General features: G+C 40.2%; 20 protein-coding genes and 1 other annotated feature. Of the genes, 19 read left to right on the top strand and 1 reads right to left on the bottom strand.

Going from position 1 to position 19754, the window contains the following annotated elements; translation table 11 throughout:
- Positions 1–578: 578 nt before the first annotated feature.
- The 19 genes from LF817_RS04260 to LF817_RS04170 all read left to right on the top strand — a co-directional run bounded on the left by LF817_RS04260 (position 579) and on the right by LF817_RS04170 (position 19253).
- A complete protein-coding gene (locus LF817_RS04260; RefSeq protein ID WP_253934522.1) occupies positions 579–1274 on the top strand; it encodes a response regulator transcription factor in 696 nt (231 codons plus the stop codon).
- A complete protein-coding gene (gene pnpS / locus LF817_RS04255) occupies positions 1275–3014 on the top strand; it encodes a two-component system histidine kinase PnpS (protein ID WP_253934521.1) in 1740 nt (579 codons plus the stop codon). It abuts the gene before it with no gap.
- A gap of 202 nt (positions 3015–3216) precedes the next feature.
- Positions 3217–5865: a DNA polymerase I gene (gene polA / locus LF817_RS04250; RefSeq protein ID WP_253934520.1), complete on the top strand. Its 2649-nt coding sequence runs from the start codon at positions 3217–3219 to the stop codon at positions 5863–5865.
- 14 nt (positions 5866–5879) lie between these two features.
- Positions 5880–6704 (top strand): DNA-formamidopyrimidine glycosylase, encoded by an 825-nt coding sequence (gene mutM / locus LF817_RS04245; RefSeq protein ID WP_253934519.1) that lies wholly within the window; start codon positions 5880–5882, stop codon positions 6702–6704.
- A gap of 61 nt (positions 6705–6765) precedes the next feature.
- Positions 6766–7365: a manganese efflux pump gene (locus tag LF817_RS04240; RefSeq protein ID WP_253934518.1), complete on the top strand. Its 600-nt coding sequence runs from the start codon at positions 6766–6768 to the stop codon at positions 7363–7365.
- Positions 7366–7375: 10 nt separating this feature from the next.
- Positions 7376–7993: a dephospho-CoA kinase gene (gene coaE, locus LF817_RS04235; RefSeq protein WP_253934517.1), complete on the top strand. Its 618-nt coding sequence runs from the start codon at positions 7376–7378 to the stop codon at positions 7991–7993.
- Between the two features lie 117 nt (positions 7994–8110).
- Positions 8111–9145 carry a glyceraldehyde-3-phosphate dehydrogenase gene (locus LF817_RS04230; protein ID WP_253934516.1) on the top strand — a complete coding sequence of 345 codons (1035 nt, stop codon included), beginning with the start codon at positions 8111–8113 and terminating at the stop codon, positions 9143–9145.
- Positions 9146–9380: 235 nt separating this feature from the next.
- Complete coding sequence (gene speD, locus LF817_RS04225) at positions 9381–9758, top strand: adenosylmethionine decarboxylase (protein ID WP_253934515.1); 378 nt, start codon at positions 9381–9383, stop codon at positions 9756–9758.
- A gap of 120 nt (positions 9759–9878) precedes the next feature.
- Positions 9879–10262: a cytosolic protein gene (locus LF817_RS04220; RefSeq protein ID WP_256558180.1), complete on the top strand. Its 384-nt coding sequence runs from the start codon at positions 9879–9881 to the stop codon at positions 10260–10262.
- 37 nt (positions 10263–10299) lie between these two features.
- Positions 10300–10764: a transcriptional regulator NrdR gene (gene nrdR / locus LF817_RS04215; protein WP_253934513.1), complete on the top strand. Its 465-nt coding sequence runs from the start codon at positions 10300–10302 to the stop codon at positions 10762–10764.
- Between the two features lie 63 nt (positions 10765–10827).
- The gene (locus LF817_RS04210; RefSeq protein WP_253934512.1) at positions 10828–12177 is read left to right on the top strand and encodes a replication initiation and membrane attachment family protein; all 1350 of its coding nucleotides are present in this window, start codon (positions 10828–10830) and stop codon (positions 12175–12177) included.
- A 15-nt stretch (positions 12178–12192) separates the two neighbouring features.
- Positions 12193–13125, top strand: coding sequence for a primosomal protein DnaI (gene dnaI / locus LF817_RS04205; protein ID WP_253934511.1), 933 nt, complete (start codon positions 12193–12195; stop codon positions 13123–13125).
- Between the two features lie 117 nt (positions 13126–13242).
- Complete coding sequence (ytxC, locus tag LF817_RS04200; protein WP_253934510.1) at positions 13243–14070, top strand: putative sporulation protein YtxC; 828 nt, start codon at positions 13243–13245, stop codon at positions 14068–14070.
- A gap of 329 nt (positions 14071–14399) precedes the next feature.
- Positions 14400–16346: a threonine--tRNA ligase gene (thrS, locus tag LF817_RS04195; protein WP_253934509.1), complete on the top strand. Its 1947-nt coding sequence runs from the start codon at positions 14400–14402 to the stop codon at positions 16344–16346.
- Positions 16347–16983: 637 nt separating this feature from the next.
- Positions 16984–17107 (top strand) — a sequence feature (ribosomal protein L20 leader region).
- A gap of 45 nt (positions 17108–17152) precedes the next feature.
- Positions 17153–17692 (top strand): translation initiation factor IF-3, encoded by a 540-nt coding sequence (gene infC / locus LF817_RS04190; RefSeq protein WP_371924996.1) that lies wholly within the window; start codon positions 17153–17155, stop codon positions 17690–17692.
- Positions 17693–17720: 28 nt separating this feature from the next.
- A complete protein-coding gene (gene rpmI / locus LF817_RS04185; RefSeq protein WP_253934508.1) occupies positions 17721–17918 on the top strand; it encodes a 50S ribosomal protein L35 in 198 nt (65 codons plus the stop codon).
- Positions 17919–17952: 34 nt separating this feature from the next.
- Positions 17953–18309 carry a 50S ribosomal protein L20 gene (gene rplT / locus LF817_RS04180; protein ID WP_253934507.1) on the top strand — a complete coding sequence of 119 codons (357 nt, stop codon included), beginning with the start codon at positions 17953–17955 and terminating at the stop codon, positions 18307–18309.
- Between the two features lie 76 nt (positions 18310–18385).
- Positions 18386–18646: a DUF1294 domain-containing protein gene (locus LF817_RS04175; RefSeq protein ID WP_253934563.1), complete on the top strand. Its 261-nt coding sequence runs from the start codon at positions 18386–18388 to the stop codon at positions 18644–18646.
- A gap of 25 nt (positions 18647–18671) precedes the next feature.
- On the top strand, positions 18672–19253 hold the full coding sequence (locus LF817_RS04170) for a TVP38/TMEM64 family protein (protein ID WP_253934506.1): 582 nt from the start codon (positions 18672–18674) through the stop codon (positions 19251–19253).
- Between the two features lie 8 nt (positions 19254–19261).
- On the opposite strand, the gene LF817_RS04165 is transcribed toward LF817_RS04170, so the two are convergent.
- Complete coding sequence (locus LF817_RS04165) at positions 19262–19675, bottom strand: sigma-w pathway protein ysdB (protein ID WP_256558178.1); 414 nt, start codon at positions 19673–19675, stop codon at positions 19262–19264.
- Positions 19676–19754: the final 79 nt, after the last annotated feature.

The following is a 19754-nucleotide window of genomic DNA, read 5'->3' as shown; positions in this document are numbered from 1 at the left end:
CAACATTTGAAGGGAGAAATCATTTGTGATTTCTCCCTTTTTTATTGAAGACTCTGATTCGTCAAAAAGGAAGCACAACATATATTGCATAATAAAATTAAAACGGTACGTTTATTGTTAATAGCTTTGAGTATACTTGTTTTAGAAAAGTATTCCTGGAGTTTTTTTAGCAAAATTCAATAAAAGTGTAGGTATAAGGAAAACTCGATGGCAATATAATCGGTTTTTTATGTTATGAAATGTAAGATTGGTCGAGAAGTCACTTGTTTTCCTCTAAGAACCTTCTTGCTCTTAAGAGGATAATAGAAACATCTTATACGGTGCTTCATATAAAAAAACAACTGCTTTTGAGTCATTCCCCGCTGCACTGATCTACTTACCCAATCTCTCGAAATCAAGCATCCTGCCATATTGTCGAATAACTCACTTATCAATATCAACAACCACCTTTAACAAAACCAATATATTAAAATAATCTAATGTTATTTTTCTGTAAAAATTGTAAAGTTGCGTGTCAAACTGTAAACTACATTGTATGATTAAAGTGAAAAAATAATTGTTTGTGTAGGGGGATTACTGTGAAACAGAGAATTCTTATCGTTGACGATGAAGAATCAATCGTAACATTATTAAAGTATAATATAGATCAAGCAGGCTATGAGACTCATGTAGCTTATACGGGTAGTGATGCATTAGAGAAGGCATCCGCCACTAATTATGACATGATCGTCCTTGACGTCATGCTTCCTGGAATGGATGGGATGGAAGTATGTAAGCAGCTGCGTCAGAAACAAGTACAAACCCCCATTCTTATGTTGACTGCCAAGGATGATGAATTCGATAAAGTCCTTGGACTTGAGCTTGGAGCAGATGATTACTTAACAAAACCCTTCAGTCCAAGGGAGGTTGTGGCAAGGATCAAAGCGATTCTGCGGAGAATGGTAAGGGAACCTGTAGAAGATACAGCACAGTCCATACAAATAGCTGATCTTGTCATCTATCCTGAACAGTATGAAGCTACGATCAAAGAGAAAGCTCTGACGTTTACTCCAAAAGAATTTGAACTGCTTTATTATCTTGCGAAAAACATAGGACGTGTATTGTCGAGAGATCAGCTCTTAAGTGCCGTGTGGAACTATGATTTTGCAGGGGACACCCGTATCGTAGATGTCCATGTGAGTCACTTAAGAGAAAAAATTGAACCGGACACAAAAAAACCGGTCTATATTAAGACGATCCGCGGGCTCGGTTACAAAATGGAGTCTCCTAAATAAATGGGCTCAAATACTCGGCCTTTACTAACCTATACGATACTGGTCGTTATCGTAATGATTAGTTTAGGTATACTGCTGGCTCAACTGACACGCAGTTATTTCATTACCATTTTTGAAGAAAGAATTTCGGTGGAGAGTCAATACTTTGTCACGTTTCTGGAAGATTACTTAGAAGGGGAACAAGTAAACGGCCAATCCATCGACGAATTCAGTGCACAAATCAATACAAGTATGATTTTCGTTAATAACGAAAATGAGGTCGTCATAGATACTGTAGAAGCTAATGATGAAATATCAGAAGAGAAAAAACAGGAAATCCTGGGCTTGATCCAGCGTCAGGGTCAAGTTTCAAGGGAAGGGGTTTTACTGGATGACGTGTTTTATTATCCGATACCCCAAACAATCGGAGAATCTTCAGGCACTCTTGTCCTCTTATCACCCGTGGAGTCATTATCGAATATTACAAAAAACATTTGGTTAATTATCGGACTTACTCTGCTCCTTGGTCTTATTGCGATCTTTTTAATCGGTTTTAATATTTTTTCGAAATATATTAAACCTATACGATCCGCAGCAGGAGTAGCTGACGAATTAGCCAAAGGAAATTACAGAGCAAGGACATATGAGGGTCATTTTGGAGAAGCTGGTCAGCTGAGTCACTCTATAAATATACTTGCCCGAAACTTGCAGACCATGACCAGCACTAAAGGAATGCAGGAAAACCAATTAGAAGCCGTTATAAACAATATGGGGAGCGGTTTGATCCTTATTGATGAAAAAGGTTATATTTTATTAGTTAACCGTGCATTTCTTGACAGCTTCGGCGGAGAAAAAAGTAAATACGTCGGTTACCTCTATCATGAGTCTATCCCGTTTACGGCCATACATGAAACCGTACAGAATATTTATATGTTTGAAGAAACTGTTACCGAGTCATTTATAATGCCTGTCCATATTGATCAAAAACATTTAGAGGTGACAGGAGCTCCCATTTTTAGTGATAAGGGGAATTGGAAAGGGATCGTTCTCGTTTTCCATGACATTACGGAATTGAAAAAGCTCGAAAAGATGCGAAAAGATTTTGTAGCAAATGTTTCTCATGAATTGAAAACTCCGATTACTTCAATTAGAGGTTTTTCTGAAACGCTATTAGATGGAGCTATGAAAGATGAAGATATGCTGGAGCAGTTTCTGCAGATTATTTTGAAGGAAAGCGGGCGTTTGCAATCTCTCATTCAGGATTTATTAGAATTATCTAAAGTTGAGAGAGAAGATTTTCAACTTAACTTAGATAGAATCAATCTGAATCGATTATTAGAAGAGGTGCTTCCGCTAGCTGAACATCAAGCCGAACAAAAAAATATTACCCTCCATTCTCGTTTACAAGGAGAATCATGGATAGAAGGCGATGCCGGCCGTTTGAAACAGGTATTCATCAATCTGATAGCAAACGCCATCAATTATACGAGCGAGAACGGTGATGTGCACTTAACGCTTGAGGATCATAAGGAGCATGTTATAGTCAGCGTGAGTGATAATGGGGTTGGAATTCCTGAAGAAGAAATTCCGCGGATTTTTGAACGTTTCTATCGGGTGGATAAAGCGAGAAGCCGCAATTCGGGCGGGACCGGGCTCGGTTTGGCTATTGTGAAACATATTATAGAAGCTCATCACGGTCATATCGAGGTAGAGAGTGAAGTAGATAATGGAACTGTTTTCCATGTTAAACTATTTAAATAATTTACAAACTATTAACGTACTGTTTAATTATAGTTTACGTTATATTGTTAAAGTGTCTATGAAACCCTTTCATCCAAGGTGTTTTCTCTTTTATAGGCAGAAGCTTCCCTCGCTTCTGCCTTTTTTTATGCAGATTTTTTCTTCTTAGGTAGGAACATGGTAAAATGAAAGCAATGACGTTTTACGAAGTGGAGATGAATTTATGGCTGAGAAAATAGTATTAATTGATGGGAACAGTATAGCTTATCGTGCATTTTTTGCATTGCCTTTACTTAATAATGACAAGGGTGTTTACACAAACGCCGTTTATGGATTTACGACGATGTTATTAAAAATATTAGAAGAAGATAATCCTGACCGAATTCTTGTCGCGTTTGATGCGGGAAAAACGACATTCAGACATTCCACATATTCCGAATATAAAGGGGGAAGGCAGAAGACGCCTTCTGAACTCTCTGAGCAGTTTCCTGTGTTAAAGGAGCTTTTAGATGCTTTTGATATAAGATATTATCAGCTTGATCAATATGAGGCAGATGATATCATTGGCACGCTTGCTACACAGGCAGAAAAAGAAAAATTTGAAGTGAAGGTCATTTCCGGTGATAAGGATTTACTACAGCTTGTGTCCGACCACGTTAAAGTGAGCCTTACCAAAAAAGGGATTACCAATGTTGAAACCTATGATCCGCCTTTCATGGAAGAAAAAATGGGCATTAGACCGGATCAGGTCATTGATCTTAAAGCATTAATGGGGGACAGTTCAGACAATATTCCTGGTGTTCCGGGAGTTGGAGAAAAAACGGCTGTCAAGCTGCTTACACAATTTGATACATTGAGTAATGTATTTGAAAATCTTACTGAAGTCAGCGGTAAGAAATTAAAAGAAAAGCTCGAGAATCACAAAGATGACGCATTTATGAGCAAACAATTGGTTACTATTGAACGAGAAGCTCCTATAGAAATGAACTTGGCTGATATTTCTTACAAAGGGTTTGATAGTGGTAAGGTCACTCACGCTTTTAGAGATCTCGGTTTTCAGTCATTAATTGGACGTGTATCCTCAGAGCAAGAAGAAGCATCTGACCAAGCTGCTGCTGAAGAATGGGAAGCTCTTGATGTAACGGTGGTTGAGAATATACAAGAGGACATGTTTACGGGAAAAGAGGCTTTAGTAGTAGAGATGCTTCACGAGAATTATCATCAATCTCCTATTGTAGGCATTTCTATCGTGAATGATCAAAACCACTATTTCATATCTATCGAGGATGCTCAGAACTCTCCGCAGTTCAAGAAGTGGGCGGAAGATGAAAATAATGAAAAATGGGTATTCGATGCTAAGAGAACATTAGTAGGATTAAAAAGACATGATATTTCGATTAAAGGTATCACGTTCGACTTGCTGTTGGCTTCTTATCTTATTAATCCTTCAGAAAACAACCATGATATCCCATCGATCAGCCATAGAATGGGTGAGAAAGCTGTAAAATACGATGAGGAGATTTATGGCAAAGGGGCTAAGCTGAAAGTTCCAGATTCGAATGATGTTCTGTACGAGCATGTATCCAGGAAAGCGGAAGTTCTTTATAAATTAAAGCATTCCATGGAAGAGCAGCTTCAAGCTAATGAACAATATCAATTGTACAATGAGCTTGAAATGCCGCTTGCTTTAATTTTAGGTGAAATGGAACATTATGGTGTGAAAGTGGACACCGGCCGCTTAGAAGATATGCGGAGTGAGCTTGAAAGCAGACTGAACGATATTAAAACGGAGATCTTCGAATTGGCGGGAGAGGAATTCAATCTGAATTCTCCTAAACAATTAGGTCCTGTTTTATTTGAGAAGTTAGGGCTTCCTGTCATCAAGAAGACTAAAACCGGTTACTCAACTTCAGCTGATGTTTTAGAACAACTCCAGGATGACCATGAAATCATTGAGAAGATCCTGCTTTACCGTCAGCTTGGAAAATTGCAATCCACATATATTGAAGGATTGCTTAAAGTCGTAAACGAAGATACGAATAGAATTCATACACGATTCAATCAGGCGCTTACTCAAACCGGCCGGCTTAGTTCCATCGAACCTAACCTGCAAAATATTCCTATTCGTCTGGAGGAAGGAAGGAAAATCAGACAGGCTTTTATCCCTTCCAAGCAGGACTGGGTAATTTTTGCGAGTGACTATTCTCAAATTGAATTAAGGGTTCTCGCCCATATTGCGCAAGATAAAAAATTGATGGAAGCTTTTAAAGAGGGAAAAGACATCCATACTCAAACCGCCAGTGAGGTTTTTGATGTTCCCGGAAATGAAGTCACTTCTCAAATGCGCAGACATGCAAAAGCTGTCAACTTTGGTATTGTTTACGGGATCAGTGACTACGGCTTGTCTCAAAGTTTAGGGATAAGCAGAAAAGAAGCTAAATCATTTATTGATAAATATTTGGCCAGTTATCCTGGTGTAAAAGAATACATGGAAGAATCAGTGCGGGAAGCTAAGAGACTCGGATACGTGTCCACTTTTATGAATCGGAGAAGATACCTTCCTGAAATTACAAGCCGTAATTTCAACCAGCGGAGTTTCGCTGAACGGACGGCTATGAATACCCCCATACAGGGAAGTGCTGCTGATATTATCAAAAAAGCGATGATAGATTTGGACGAGCGGCTGAACAAAGAGAATTTAAAAGCTCGTATGCTTCTTCAAGTACATGATGAATTAATATTAGAAGCACCACAGGAAGAAATAGAAAAATTAAAAGAAATCGTATCAGAAGTCATGGAGCAAACTGTGGAATTGGATGTTCCTTTAGAAGTTGATTATTCCTACGGATCCACCTGGTATGATGCGAAGTAAGTGAGGGGATAAGCATGCCGGAACTTCCAGAAGTCGAAACGGTAAGGCAAACTTTAAAACAATTAATAATAAATAAAGAGATCGAGGAAGTCTCAATTTTTTGGAACAATATCATCAAGAACCCGGCAGACCCGGATGTTTTTAAATCTTTACTTCAAGGTCAAACGATCTTAGATATAAAGCGCAAAGGTAAATTTCTCGTATTTGAAATGGAAGATTTGTCCATGGTCTCGCATTTGCGTATGGAGGGGAAGTTTGGGGTGTATGACCACACTGTTCCAAAACCTAAGCATACCCACGTCATATTCCATTTCAAAGACGGGTCTGAACTGAGATATAACGATGTACGTAAATTCGGTACGATGCATTTATTTGAAAAAGGAACGGAGTGGGCTAGTAAACCTTTGAATCAATTAGGTCCTGATCCATTCGATCCAGCTTTTACGGAGGAATATTTTTATGAAAAGCTAAAAAGAACCACCCGGAACATTAAAGCTGTACTTCTTGATCAAGCGGTCGTGGCAGGGTTAGGAAATATATATGTAGATGAAGCACTTTACCGGGCACGCGTTCATCCTGAAAGGCAGGCTGACCAGCTCACTTTAGAAGAAGTAAAACGTGTGAGAGAAGCGAGTACGTCAACGATAGTTGCAGCTGTTGAACAAGGCGGCACTACGATTCGCTCCTACCTGAATGGACAAGGAGAAATGGGGATGTTCCAACAGCAGCTCCAGGTTTATGGCAAAGAGAATACAGACTGCCAGAGCTGTGGGAGCCCTATTATCAAATTGAAAGTGAGCGGTCGCGGCACTCATGTTTGTCCTATCTGTCAAAAATAACACACTCTAGTCAGTCGCCCATATACTATCTCACAATGATCATCATTAAGGTGGGATGGATATGGGGACCATGCTTTTTACATTATTGTTCGTCATTGCTGTGAGTTTGGATAGCTTTGGGATCGGCTGCATGATTGGACTGAAAAAAATACAATTATCCATAAAAGCAGTGGGCGCGATTGCATTCCTATCTGGCCTTTGTTTTCTTTTATCAGCTAGTATCGGGCACTTGCTGCTGCCTTTTGTGGATGCTCACCTGTTTGAATCACTTGGGGCTATGGCTTTCATACTGCTCGGATTGTTTTTCATTTGGTCGAACTACAGGAAACCAGCAGAAAAGGAGCAGGATAATATCTGGACCCAGCCGGCCCGGATTCTTCAATCTCCTGAAGCGGCAGATGTGGATCATTCAGGGGGGATTCATGGGAAGGAAGTTTGGCTGTTAGGTCTTGCTCTTTCACTCGATACAATAGGGGCTGGGGTGAGTGGTGTTTTTATCGGAATACCTCCCTTTTTTACGGCTGGGCTCATCTTTCTCATGACAAGCGCAATGTTATATGGAGGGTTGAAAAGCGGTGCGAAGCTGAGTCGTAAACTAGATTATCTCTCCGCTTTGCCCGGCTTTTTGCTAATTATCATAGGATTAATCAAACTCGTTTAGGAGGTTCACCATGGGACTGGTTATCGGGCTCACTGGGAGCATTGCCACAGGTAAAAGCACAATTTCAAAAATGATAAAATCGTTTCAAATCCCTGTCGTAGATGCGGATATTATTTCAAGAGAAGTAGTTGAAATAGGAAAGCCGGCTTATCTGAAGATTGTAGAGGTTTTCGGTGAAGGAGTACTTAACGAAGACGGTACATTAAACCGTAAGAGCTTAGGCAACATCGTTTTTAAAGATAAAGATAAACGAGGTCAACTAAATGGAATCGTCCATCCAGAAGTTCGTAAAGAAATGGTGCGGCAAAGGGATGAGTACCTTAATAATGGCGAAAGAGCCGTTGTTTTGGATATTCCTCTTCTGTTTGAAAGCAAGCTAAACAGTTACGCTGATCGAACATTAGTAGTATACGTAGATGAAGATACACAGCTTAAGCGCCTAATGGACCGCGATGGTTCATCCGAGGAAGAAGCCAATTACCGTATCAACTCTCAAATTTCCATTAAGGAGAAAGCGCACCTGGCCGATGCGGTAATTGATAATTCAGGAACGTTAGAAAGCAGTCGCACACAACTGCAAGAAGTATTGAGAGAATGGGGAGTCTTAAATGAACCTGACCTTACATAAAATAGGTCAGGTTATTATTTTGGGAAATTAGTAAACTAATCCACAAAAACGCTTACAATGTGTTATACTATTTTTGAAAATTCATTTTAAAGTATATCATATTAGGGGGCTTGCCTTATGGAGAAAACAAGAATCGCCATCAATGGTCTGGGAAGAATCGGGAGAATGGTCTTCAGAAAAGCGGTCTTAGACGAGTCAATTGAACTTGTGGCTGTGAACGCAAGTTATCCTGCTGAGACAATTGCTCATATGATAAAATATGACAGCGTCCACGGGCGCTTTGAGGGTGAAATAGAAGCAACTGAAAATGGGATCATCATAAATGGAAGGAAAGTGGTTCTCTGCTCCACAAGGGATCCCCTGGACCTGCCATGGAATAAGCTGAATGTAGATATAGTGATAGAAGCTACCGGCAAATTCAAAACTAAGGACGAAGCCTCACTTCATATACAGTCAGGTGCAAAAAAAGTAATTATTACTGCTCCTGGAAAATCAGTAGACGCTACCATAGTGATGGGAGTCAATGAGCACATGTATGATGCTGATGAGCATGACATCATCTCAAATGCCTCGTGTACAACGAATTGTCTGGCTCCTGTAGTCAAAGTTTTGGAAGATGAGTTCGGGATTGAAAATGGATTGATGACTACTGTACATTCATTTACAAACGACCAAAAAAATCTCGATAACCCTCATAAGGATCTGCGTCGCGCGAGAGGATGTACTCAATCGATCATACCTACCTCTACAGGTGCTGCTAAAGCTCTGGGAGAAGTGATCCCTTCTATGCAAGGGAAATTGAATGGCATGGCCCTGCGCGTACCTACACCGAACGTTTCATTAGTCGATTTAGTCGTAGACTTGAAATCAGATGTTACGAAGGAAGATGTGAACGCAGCTTTTCGAGCGGTCGGGGAAAATGAGATGAACGGAATCCTTGAATATAGTGATGAACCACTTGTTTCCATCGATTATACGACTTCACCAGCGTCTGCCATTATTGACGGTTTGTCTACGCAGGTGATGGGCGACCGAAAAGTGAAAGTATTAGCCTGGTACGACAATGAGTGGGGATATTCATGCAGAGTTGTTGATCTAGCTAAATATGTCGGCAATCTTCTAAAACATGAAACTGCAGCAAAGGTATCTTAAATAGTAGCAATTCTTCCCAATGTATTTTATAATGGGCATCACCCTTTCCTTTTGAAAATGTTTCTTGCAAAAAAGTGATAAACCGTATATACTTTTTTTGACCTTCTGAATACTGTCCATTTCATGACTGCTCAAAGGGTTAGGACCTCTCAGGACTAACTTTCCCCCGTGGCAGTACATGTCTGTATATTTAGAAGGGCATTTAGTCACTGTACAAAAAGGGGGATCCTTAGAAATGGATACAATGGGAAGACATGTAATTGCTGAACTATGGGATTGTAATGAAGATAAATTAAATGATATGAGTTATATTGAACAGGTTTTTGTAGATGCTGCTTTAAAAGCAGGTGCTGAAGTACGTGAAGTGGCATTTCATAAATTTGCGCCACATGGTGTGAGCGGAGTGGTTATTATTTCTGAGTCGCACTTGACAATTCATAGTTTTCCAGAGCATGGATATGCGAGTATAGATGTGTACACGTGTGGAGATCGTATAGATCCAAATGTCGCTGCGCACTTTATCGTGGAGGCTTTAGAAGCAGGAAGAAATGAAACCGTAGAAGTACCAAGAGGAATGGGTCCTGTAGAAGTTCATCAGTCCAGAGCATTATAAAATACTAAAAAATCACACAGTGCTGCTGTGTGATTTTTTAGTATTTCTCTGCCTTTCTTTTCTTTTTATCAAAACATGTTAAAATAAAAACAGATCATGTCGAATTTTTTGTAAGGGGTAATGTCGGTGAAAGCATTTATTTCCAAGTATTTTAGTAATCATTCCGAAACTAGTGAAAAACATAAAGATCCAGCGCTTGAAACACGGTATTATAAAGCGAAACGCGATGAAGTTTTTAAGGCGGTGGAAGAATTGTTTCCTTCCCCTTCTGAAAAAGTTGCGGTTTCAAAAGAACGCGGTGAAATTACAATTAAATACAAAGGGAAAAGGAAGGCTTTTATTGTAGCGACGATCATCATGGTGAAGCCTTTTCAAACCGCCGTTGATTTTTCTGTGACTACAGACTCAGGGGGACCTATTGATTTAGGGTTCAGTCACCAATTGATTCAAGAATCCTATAAAAAGCTGGATCAGCAGTTTGTTAAATATGATCCCTCGAATTAATTTATGAAAGATATGAATTTAAGTGGAGTTGATTTGTTTGAAATGTCCTAATTGCCACTATAAAAGCACTCGTGTACTTGATTCAAGACCTATAGAGGATGGCCATGCCATCAGGCGCAGAAGAGAGTGTGAACAATGTGATTTCCGGTATACGACGTTTGAACGAGTGGAAGAAGTACCACTGATTGTTGTAAAAAAAGAAGGCACACGTGAAGAGTTCAGTCGCGAAAAGCTGATGCGCGGTCTCATTCGTGCTTGCGAGAAGCGTCCTGTGGCCGCCGAGGAACTAGAAGGTGTCACATTGGATATCGAAAAAGAGTTACGTAACCGGGGAGTTTCGGAAGTGGGAAGTAAAGATATCGGTGAAATGGTCATGGGGAGACTTTCCTCTATTGATGAAGTAGCCTATGTGAGGTTTGCTTCTGTGTACAGACAGTTTAAAGATATCAACGTTTTCATTGATGAGCTTAAAGAATTAATTAAACACGAAGATAAAGGATGAGCCCGATCGGCTCATTTTCTTTTGCAGCCAGTTTACATATTTTAAGAAAGGAGGCAAAGGTTCATGGATTCTGCAGTCGGAAAATTACTGCCAGTAGATGGATTCCTTATTTCTAGAAAAGGCGTTTTTCCTCAAAATGCGCAATGGGCGCTGACTCATTTGTATCAGCCCGTGATTGGTCAATTAGCTGTTTCTCTTTATCAATTTTTATGTACTGAACAGGAAACAAGTAATGGTGATGACCTGCAAACACATCACACATTGATGACTTACCTGTCTACACCTTTAGATAAGATTTATGAGGCAAGGCAAAAGCTTGAAGCTATCGGACTGCTGCGTACATTTTTGAAAAATGAGGAAGAAAAAGTTTATATCTATGAGATCCGTCCTCCTTTCGCTGCTGAAGAGTTTATTAGTGATACGTTTTTATCATTGCTTCTTCAACATGAAATAGGTATAGATAAATTTAAACAGCTTAAGAAGCGTCTTATGCGGGAATCTATTTCTTATGAAGGGTTTACTGATATAACAGAATCATTCGATAAAATTTTTCATCATAACTTCCCCGCGGCCGTGCAGAGCGAAGGTCCTAAAAATCAGGAAGAACCTCGAGTTGACAATGTACGAAAAGGACCTGTTTTGATGAATCACCGAATTGATTTCAATTGGCTGCATGAAGCTTTAACACAGCGCATGTATCCTGCGGATAAAATCTTATCGGGTATGAATCGAAAAGTCATCATCCAGCTAGCTTCTCTCTACAATTTATCTTCGACAGAAATTGAACGCGCATTGACATGGGCGATCAATGAAGATAATGAGTTGAATTTAGAGGAATTTAAATCGGCTTGTCATGACTTTATGAAAAGTCACTCTCAAGTTAATGCTAATGTTCTTAATCAACGTGAGAGAATCGCTGATGATTCAACAGAAACGAAGAGCAAGGAAGACCAATTTGTCCAGTTATTGGAGCAGATATCACCTAAAGAGCTGCTGGAAGACCTATCTAATGGTCATCAAGCAGCCGATCAAGATATGAAGATGATCAGAGATGTGATGACCGAACAAGGGGTATCACCAGGGGTTATGAACGTGCTTGTTCACTATGTTTTGCTGAAAACAGACATGAAACTTTCAAAACCATACCTTGAGAAGATAGCCAGTCACTGGGCTAGAAAAAATGTGACTACTGTGAGACAGGCGATGAATCTAGCTAAAGCTGAGCATCAGAAATATCAGCAGTGGGGTCAGCAGAAAAATCAATATCGAAAAAAGAGTACGGAAGTTATCCCGGAATGGTTCAAAAAGCAGGATGAGAAAAGAGAACAAGAGCAAACCAAGTCTCAGTCCTTTGATTCCACAGAGTTAGAAAAAAGGATCCGTATGCTTTCGAACAAAGAAAACGGAATGTAAAGGGTGGTGACCGAGATGGAACCCATACAGAAATCATTGCAGCGCTGGATGAAAGATAATAAAAATTTTCAACAGCGTTTCGCTCAAATGAAACGTGAAGTTTTACAAGATGAAAATATTCAGTCCTTAATTTCGGACCACCCTTCGCTAACGAGGGAAGCTGTAGAAAAACAGCTTATGAAATTTTATGAATATCAATCCCAGTCTAAAAAATGCGAAAAATGTCCTTCAAGGGATGGGTGTATTAACATATTAAAAGGTTATGCTCCCGAAGCTTTTGTTGAAGGTTCCGAATTAAAAATGGCATATCATAAATGCCCTAGACAAATACAGCATGAAGAGAGCAGAAAGCAAGAATCTATGATCAATAGTCTTCATATACCTCGTGAAATACTGGAAGCCACTATTGATCGGTTAGATTTTCAAGACCCAGATCGAGGAGAAGCAGTCGAGAAGACGGTCCGGTATTTAGAAGGTATCACCGATGAACTGCCGAGTAAGGGTCTTTATTACCATGGACCATTCGGCGTTGGGAAAACATATTTTCTAGGTGTTTTAGCTAATGAATTGAGTAAAAAGAACATTTCTTCCATGTTGATCTATATGCCTGAATTTGTAAGAGAAATGAAGGCTTCCATCAAAGATGATTCCATGAACAGTAAGATAGAGGCTTTCAAAAAAACACCAGTACTTATGCTCGATGATATTGGAGCGGAATCTCAATCCGCCTGGTTCAGAGATGAAGTGCTCGGGTCTATTTTACAGTATAGAATGATGGAGAGGCTTCCTGTGTTTTTCACATCAAATTACAATTTAGGTGAGCTTGAAAAAGTGTTGATGACAAGCAATAGAGGCGATGTCGAACAAGTAAAAGCTCAGCGGATTACTGAAAGAATACGCCAACTCAGCACTGTCATTTCTATGGGCGGAAGAAACCGAAGGGGATAGGGCGAGCTTTTAGCATGATTTTTTATCACTTCACATATATATAAACTACAAGATGCTTTAAGACCATGTAAGGTGGTGATTAAATAAAGCTTGATATGTTGTGGTGAGGAGGAAGTGATGTTGGTTTGTGTGCAATTCTCCAATCGAAAAGAAGCATTAATATTTTATCAATATCTTTTTGACAACTGCTCCAATTCCAGAATCGAGTTGAACGGGGAAATAAAAGATAAAGGAAACAAGTGGAGCGTCACTATCACTGAAGACTATTCCTTTCCTGATATTAGTCAGGCGGTATATACTATCATACGCCAGCGAAAACTGCAGGCTTGGATGGAAGGGGTTCTCAGGCATCGTTTTTATTACGATGATCCTAGAGAAATAGAACAAGTCATCAAGCTTTCCTCAAAGTTGATGGAAGAACCGCCAGACGGTGTCTCGCTTCCCCGTGTAGATTTAAAAGCCGAGCTTTTTGTAAAGCGGAAAGTCATGGATTTTGAATTTAGCGATTTTGATGATCTGTCCGCTTCTTGCCTGGAATATGTTTATCAAGATCTTTTAGAGTTTACCGGAAAACTCTTAGATGAATATAAACTGGAGGAAGCTCATCAGATGATGGTTGATTCCTGGAGACGGCAAGTGAAAAATAAAAAAAGTGCGGTGACTCTATTGCATGTAACCTGTGAGGGTCAATTGGAATATTATTTCCCTGAGGGCAATAAAGTAGGACGAGCTGAACTTCTTAGTTTTTTACAATCAAATCCAGATACGATGATTCAGACGTTACCATCAGAGTTAGGGATACTGCCTGCTCTCATCTATTCACCAGATGAGTTGATGATTTATTCAGATAAACAGGGAGAAGCCAAACTAGAATTGTTGATGAATATCTTTGAAGAGAAAGCAGTCTGGAAGCCTTTGTCGTTTTTTCCTTTTCATAAAGCTTGATTTCTTTATTGAATGCCGCTATAATACCTACATATTCAATAGTAAAGCTTGGATGAGGACAAGAACATGAAGTGACGCTTGATAAGAGAGAGGAGTCATCGGCTGAAAACTCCTTCTGGACGGCTTGAATGTTTACCACCTCGGAGCTCTGTTCGTGAACGTGAACTAGTAATGAACAGCGTCAAATCTGCGTTAAAGATGAACGAAGCCGCAATTCGATTGCGGGAATTATGGGTGGAACCGCGAGTCTCAACGCTCGTCCCATAGCTGATATCAGCTATGGGACGAGCGTTTTTTAATTTATTTTACTATATTAAGGAGTGGAACAAATGTCTGAAGTAATGAATATACAATTCCCTGACGGAAATAAGAAAGAGTTTTCCGTAGGCACTACTGGTGAGGAGATCGCTCATTCTATTTCTCCGGGTTTGAAGAAACAAGCGTTAGCTGTAAAATTAGACGGTGAACCTTATGACTTAAGACGTCCGATTGAACAGGATGGGTCTATTGAAATCCTGACGTATAAGAATCCTGAAGGTTTAGAAGTGCTGCGCCACTCATCGGCTCATTTAATGGCACAAGCCATCAAACGTTTATATGGTGAGGTCAAGCTTGGTGTCGGGCCTGTTATAGAAAATGGCTTTTACTATGATATCGACCTGGACGTATCGTTGACACCTGAGGATCTGCCGAAAATCGAAAAGGAAATGCAGCGGATTGTTGATGAGAATTTAGAAATTGAACGAATTGAACTTTCTAGAGAAGAAGCCATTGAAAAATTCAAAGAGCTTGGGGATGATTTGAAACTCGAGCTTATCGAGGATATTCCTGAAGGCGAAACTTTGACAATTTATAAGCAGGGAGAATTCTTCGATCTATGTCGTGGGGTACACGTACCACAGACTAGCAAGATCAAGATATTTAAGCTACTGAATATCTCAGGTGCCTATTGGCGAGGTGACAGTAATAACAAAATGCTGCAGCGTATTTACGGAACTGCCTTTGAAAAGCAGGCACATTTGGACGAACATCTTCGTCTACTTGAAGAAGCTAAAGAACGAGACCACCGTAAACTTGGCAAAGAGTTAGGATTATTTACAGTCAATCAAAAAGTCGGCCAAGGACTGCCTCTCTGGCTGCCTAAAGGAGCGACCATCCGTCGCAACATCGAACGTTATATTGTAGATACAGAGGAGCGCTTAGGATATGATCATGTGTATACTCCAGTATTAGGGAGTGTAGACCTTTATAAGACTAGTGGCCACTGGGACCATTATAAGGACGATATGTTCCCGACACTTGAAATGGATAATGAAGATCTCGTACTACGTCCTATGAATTGCCCTCACCACATGATGGTCTATAAAAATGAATTTTACAGCTATCGTAATTTGCCAGTAAGAATCGCTGAGCTCGGAACGATGCACCGCCATGAAATGTCAGGAGCGCTAGCTGGTTTGCAGCGCGTGCGTGCCATGACGTTGAACGATGCCCACATTTTCGCCCGTCCAGACCAGTTGAAGGATGAGTTTAAACGAGTAGTTCGTCTTGTACAAGAGGTTTATCGTGATTTTGGCATTAACGATTATTATTTCCGTTTGTCCTACCGTGATCCTGCAGACACTGAGAAATACGTCGATAATGACGAAATGTGGGATAAAGCTCAGGCTATGCTTAAAGAAACAATGGAAGATATGGAACTTGATTACGTAGAGGCTGAAGGAGAAGCGGCATTCTACGGACCTAAATTGGATGTTCAAGTTAAGACAGCCCTCGGGAAAGATGAAACATTATCGACTGTTCAGCTTGATTTCCACTTGCCGGAGCGCTTCGACTTGACTTATGTAGGCGAGGATGGAAAAGACCATCGTCCTGTCGTAATCCACCGGGGCGTTGTCTCTACTATGGAACGATTTGTCGCTTTTCTTATTGAAGAGTACAAAGGCGCTTTTCCTACTTGGTTAGCACCTGTGCAGGCTAAGATCATTCCTGTCTCTGCAGATGTTCACCTGGATTATGCGAAAAAATTGAAAGATCAGCTTCGTGAAGCTGGAGTGAGAGTGGAAGTGGATGAACGTAATGAAAAAATCGGGTACAAAATCCGTGAAACTCAAACCCAAAAAGTTCCATTTGCCCTGGTTGTGGGTGACAAAGAAATTGAAGCAGATGCTGTAAATGTAAGGCGTTATAGTGAGCAGAATTCGGAGACAAAGTCAGTTGAGACGTTTATTCAGGAAATTCGTAACGAAATTGACCAAAAGCTCTTGAATAAGTAAGCCTGAAGGTATTATTAAAATGAGAAAAATACGAAGTGATAATTAAAGCAAGGGTCTTATAGAACAGAGGATTCAATGATAAAGATTCTATTCCAATATTATGGGCTTCGTTATCAAAATGGAAAATAGGGTGGCCGGGAAACAACTCGCTTTCCTGCGGGGGACCTGGCTGGCAAGCTTCCTCGGGCTTTGCCCTGTGGGGTCTCGTTTAGCCCATTTTCCCGCGGGAGTCTCGTCGTTTCCCACCACCTCAAATCCAAATGGAAAGAACGAACCCTTTGTCACAGATTAATCGACCCATAAGATTTGTGAACTGGTTTAAGGGTCTAGACTAATATACGGGTAAGAGATGGGAATATAGACAGTATGGTGAGTTCCGGCAGGGCGTTAGTCTGATGAAGCTCACCGTACGCCTATGGAAAGCGAGTGATTTCCCGGACCTTCGACCTTCATTCATAGAAACGGAAACTTCCAAAATATATCGAAGCTTTGGGCCAGCTACTTTCTTTCGAAAACCTATTGATTTTTGTGTTAAGGTCATATATCATCTAAAAGGTAGCAAAAAGACATCTTAGTGATGATTGACACAAACTAGTAAGCATGATATTATAATTTAGGTAACTGAATGAACGGATCTAGAGACAAGAAGAAGCACCCGCTTCTCACCTGATCGACGCTAATGAGCAGTTGGCAGGTTAATTTTCCTTTTAACTTTTAGGAGACGTGTGGGTGCATTTATGTACCGGCACTTTTTTTATGGAGTGAAATCCACTTGTCGATGACAGATCTTATATAAAGTTTCTAAAATATGTTGGAGGTGGCTAGTTATTAGCAAGGATAACAATAACATTAATGAAAAAATTCGTGCACGTGAAGTACGCCTCATTGATGTAAACGGTGAACAGCTAGGTGTTAAATCTAAAAATGAAGCACTAGATATTGCAGCAAATGCAAATCTTGATCTTGTAATGGTTGCGCCTAATGCGAAACCTCCGGTCTGCCGAATCATGGATTACGGTAAATATCGTTACGAGCAGCAGAAGAAAGAAAAAGAAGCTCGTAAGAATCAAACAACGATTAAGATCAAGGAAGTACGCTTGAGCCCAGGTATTGAAGAGCATGATTTCAATACGAAGCTGCGTAATGCCCGCAAGTTTCTATCAAAAGGCGATAAAGTGAAAGCATCTGTCCGCTTCCGTGGACGTGCGATTACTCACAAAGAACTAGGACAAAAAGTTCTGGACCGCCTGGCCGAAGAGTGTAAAGATGTTGCTACAATTGAGACCAGACCTAAAATGGAAGGTCGTAACATGTTCATGATGCTTGCTCCTGTTACTGAGAAGTAAGCGAAATTAGCTGAAGGAGGAAATTGTAATGCCTAAAATGAAAACCCACAAAGGTTCTCAAAAACGTTTTAAGAAAACAGGTAGCGGAAATGTGAAACGCTCACACGCTTTCACTAGCCACTTGTTCGCTAATAAATCTACAAAACAAAAGCGCAAATTGCGTAAAGCTACCTTGGTATCTGCCGGAGACTTCCGTCGTATTAAGCACATGCTTCCCAAAAAATAAAGTAGAATAACGATTCATATAGGAGGGAATTCCAATGCCACGAGTAAAAGGTGGAACAGTGACACGCAAACGTCGTAATCGTGTCCTTAAACTAGCAAAAGGTTATTATGGTTCAAAGCACGCTCTATTTAAAACAGCAAAACAGCAGGTGATGAAGTCAGGTCAGTACGCTTACCGTGACCGTCGTCAGAAAAAACGTGAATTCCGTAAGCTTTGGATTGCACGTATTAATGCTGCAGCTCGTTTGAATGATATTTCATACAGCCGTCTTATGCACGGTCTTAAGCTTGCCGGTATCGAAGTGAACCGCAAAATGCTTGCTGACCTAGCTGTCAATGACGCTAAAGGTTTTGCAAGTCTAGCAGATCAAGCGAAATCTGCTCTAAAATAATAAGTGAAAAAGCCATTTCCGATCGGTAGGAAATGGCTTTTTTTTATATGGAGACACAATGGAGGTTATCAAATTGATGGTCTATTTTCTTCTCATTAACATTTTGTTGTTTTTTGTCATGGGGTATGATAAACGCCAGGCGAAGAAAAGGAAGCGAAGAATCAGCGAAAAGAACTTATGGGTACTGGCTTTGATTGGTGGAGCTTTAGGCGGGGCGATTGGTATGCAGATGTACCGCCATAAAACCAAACACTCTTTGTTCAAGTACGGATGGCCTGCACTTGCTGCTATCCAGCTCGTCATCTTGTCTGTTCTATTTTCAAGTGTATTTACATAGGATGTAGGCAGGAGGTGCGAGAAGCATGAGTGAAGCATCATCTGCACTGCTATCATGGATTGAACATCAAGGCATATGGGCTCCACTTTTATTTATTTTGATTCATCTGCTGCGGCCGTTCTTTTTTCTTCCTGTCATGGTTATCTGCATTATAGGAGGAGTGCTGTTCGGGCCGGTGGCAGGGACGGCTTATTCTGTCATCGGCACGCTATTATCCAGTTTTCTTTTTTATCGAATGATTCGTTTTGTTCCTTCAGGTTTCAAAAAGCTGCAGCAAATGTACAGCCGCTGGAGTCGAAGACGCGTGAAACTGACAGTCAAACAAGTAGCCGTACTGAGGCTTATTCCTTTTATCCATTTTCATTTGTTATCCTATTGTTTGATTGAAATCAGTGCAGACTTTAAAGAATACGCAAAATCCTCCCTGGTAGCCAATTTTCCATTGGCCTTCGTTTATACGTCGATGGGTCAGTGGATTACGTTATTTTCATTTCCGGTGATTATAGGACTTGTCAGTTTGTTGCTGGGAATTTGTTATTTGCTTCGAAGAAAATATGAGGTTTTCGTTTGGCATGAGTTTTTTCACATGAATGAAGGCCGCACATAATGCGGCCTTCATTCATGTTCGTCCCCATCTTTAATAGGAAGGACATTTAATCGGTTAAGTGGGTATTTCCATTCGATTTTTGAAAACGGATAACGCATCAGTATTTCCTCTTCAAGAAAATAAATGTCGTTTCTTTCCAAACCTTTAAGCAGCTCCGGGCGCTGGGCGGACACATTTATTGTTAATACTTCAAAGGAATCTTCTGTTGCTCCTAAATATTTCTCCCCTTCAAATAACATTCCTCGATACGTAATCAGAAAATTCTTCTTCGTATTTTCCGGGTCGTCATAAAAATAAAATTCTTTTCGTTCTTGAGCGGCATCCAATTTTCTTTTTGGATCAATAATAAACTTGTAAGCCGTGTATATAAGAAAAGCAAAAGCTATCAGCAGAAGGATACGTAATAATATGATAATCACCATCGCGATCGTCTCCCTGTTTATCCATTGTAATTTGTATACGTTTCAGCGTGCTATTTTGTTTCAAAAAATGATACATTTA

This window comes from Halobacillus sp. A1 (assembly GCF_024189295.1).
In the GTDB taxonomy this organism is placed as follows: domain Bacteria; phylum Bacillota; class Bacilli; order Bacillales; family Halobacillaceae; genus Halobacillus_A.
This window is presented reverse-complemented; position numbering and strand designations above follow the sequence as displayed.

Excerpts from the sequence above, each read along its gene's own strand:
- ytxC (WP_253934510.1), top strand. The coding sequence starts at position 13,243 with ATGTTGGTTTGTGTGCAATTCTCCAATCGAAAAGAAGCATTAATATTT.
- thrS (WP_253934509.1), top strand. The coding sequence starts at position 14,400 with ATGTCTGAAGTAATGAATATACAATTCCCTGACGGAAATAAGAAAGAG.
- coaE (WP_253934517.1), top strand. The coding sequence starts at position 7,376 with ATGGGACTGGTTATCGGGCTCACTGGGAGCATTGCCACAGGTAAAAGC.
- speD (WP_253934515.1), top strand. The coding sequence starts at position 9,381 with ATGGATACAATGGGAAGACATGTAATTGCTGAACTATGGGATTGTAAT.
- rpmI (WP_253934508.1), top strand. The coding sequence starts at position 17,721 with ATGCCTAAAATGAAAACCCACAAAGGTTCTCAAAAACGTTTTAAGAAA.
- mutM (WP_253934519.1), top strand. The coding sequence starts at position 5,880 with ATGCCGGAACTTCCAGAAGTCGAAACGGTAAGGCAAACTTTAAAACAA.
- LF817_RS04210 (WP_253934512.1), top strand. The coding sequence starts at position 10,828 with ATGGATTCTGCAGTCGGAAAATTACTGCCAGTAGATGGATTCCTTATT.
- LF817_RS04170 (WP_253934506.1), top strand. The coding sequence starts at position 18,672 with ATGAGTGAAGCATCATCTGCACTGCTATCATGGATTGAACATCAAGGC.
- polA (WP_253934520.1), top strand. The coding sequence starts at position 3,217 with ATGGCTGAGAAAATAGTATTAATTGATGGGAACAGTATAGCTTATCGT.
- LF817_RS04175 (WP_253934563.1), top strand. The coding sequence starts at position 18,386 with ATGGTCTATTTTCTTCTCATTAACATTTTGTTGTTTTTTGTCATGGGG.
- LF817_RS04220 (WP_256558180.1), top strand. The coding sequence starts at position 9,879 with ATGTCGGTGAAAGCATTTATTTCCAAGTATTTTAGTAATCATTCCGAA.
- dnaI (WP_253934511.1), top strand. The coding sequence starts at position 12,193 with ATGGAACCCATACAGAAATCATTGCAGCGCTGGATGAAAGATAATAAA.
- LF817_RS04230 (WP_253934516.1), top strand. The coding sequence starts at position 8,111 with ATGGAGAAAACAAGAATCGCCATCAATGGTCTGGGAAGAATCGGGAGA.
- LF817_RS04165 (WP_256558178.1), bottom strand. The coding sequence starts at position 19,675 with ATGGTGATTATCATATTATTACGTATCCTTCTGCTGATAGCTTTTGCT.
- rplT (WP_253934507.1), top strand. The coding sequence starts at position 17,953 with ATGCCACGAGTAAAAGGTGGAACAGTGACACGCAAACGTCGTAATCGT.
- LF817_RS04240 (WP_253934518.1), top strand. The coding sequence starts at position 6,766 with ATGGGGACCATGCTTTTTACATTATTGTTCGTCATTGCTGTGAGTTTG.
- pnpS (WP_253934521.1), top strand. The coding sequence starts at position 1,275 with ATGGGCTCAAATACTCGGCCTTTACTAACCTATACGATACTGGTCGTT.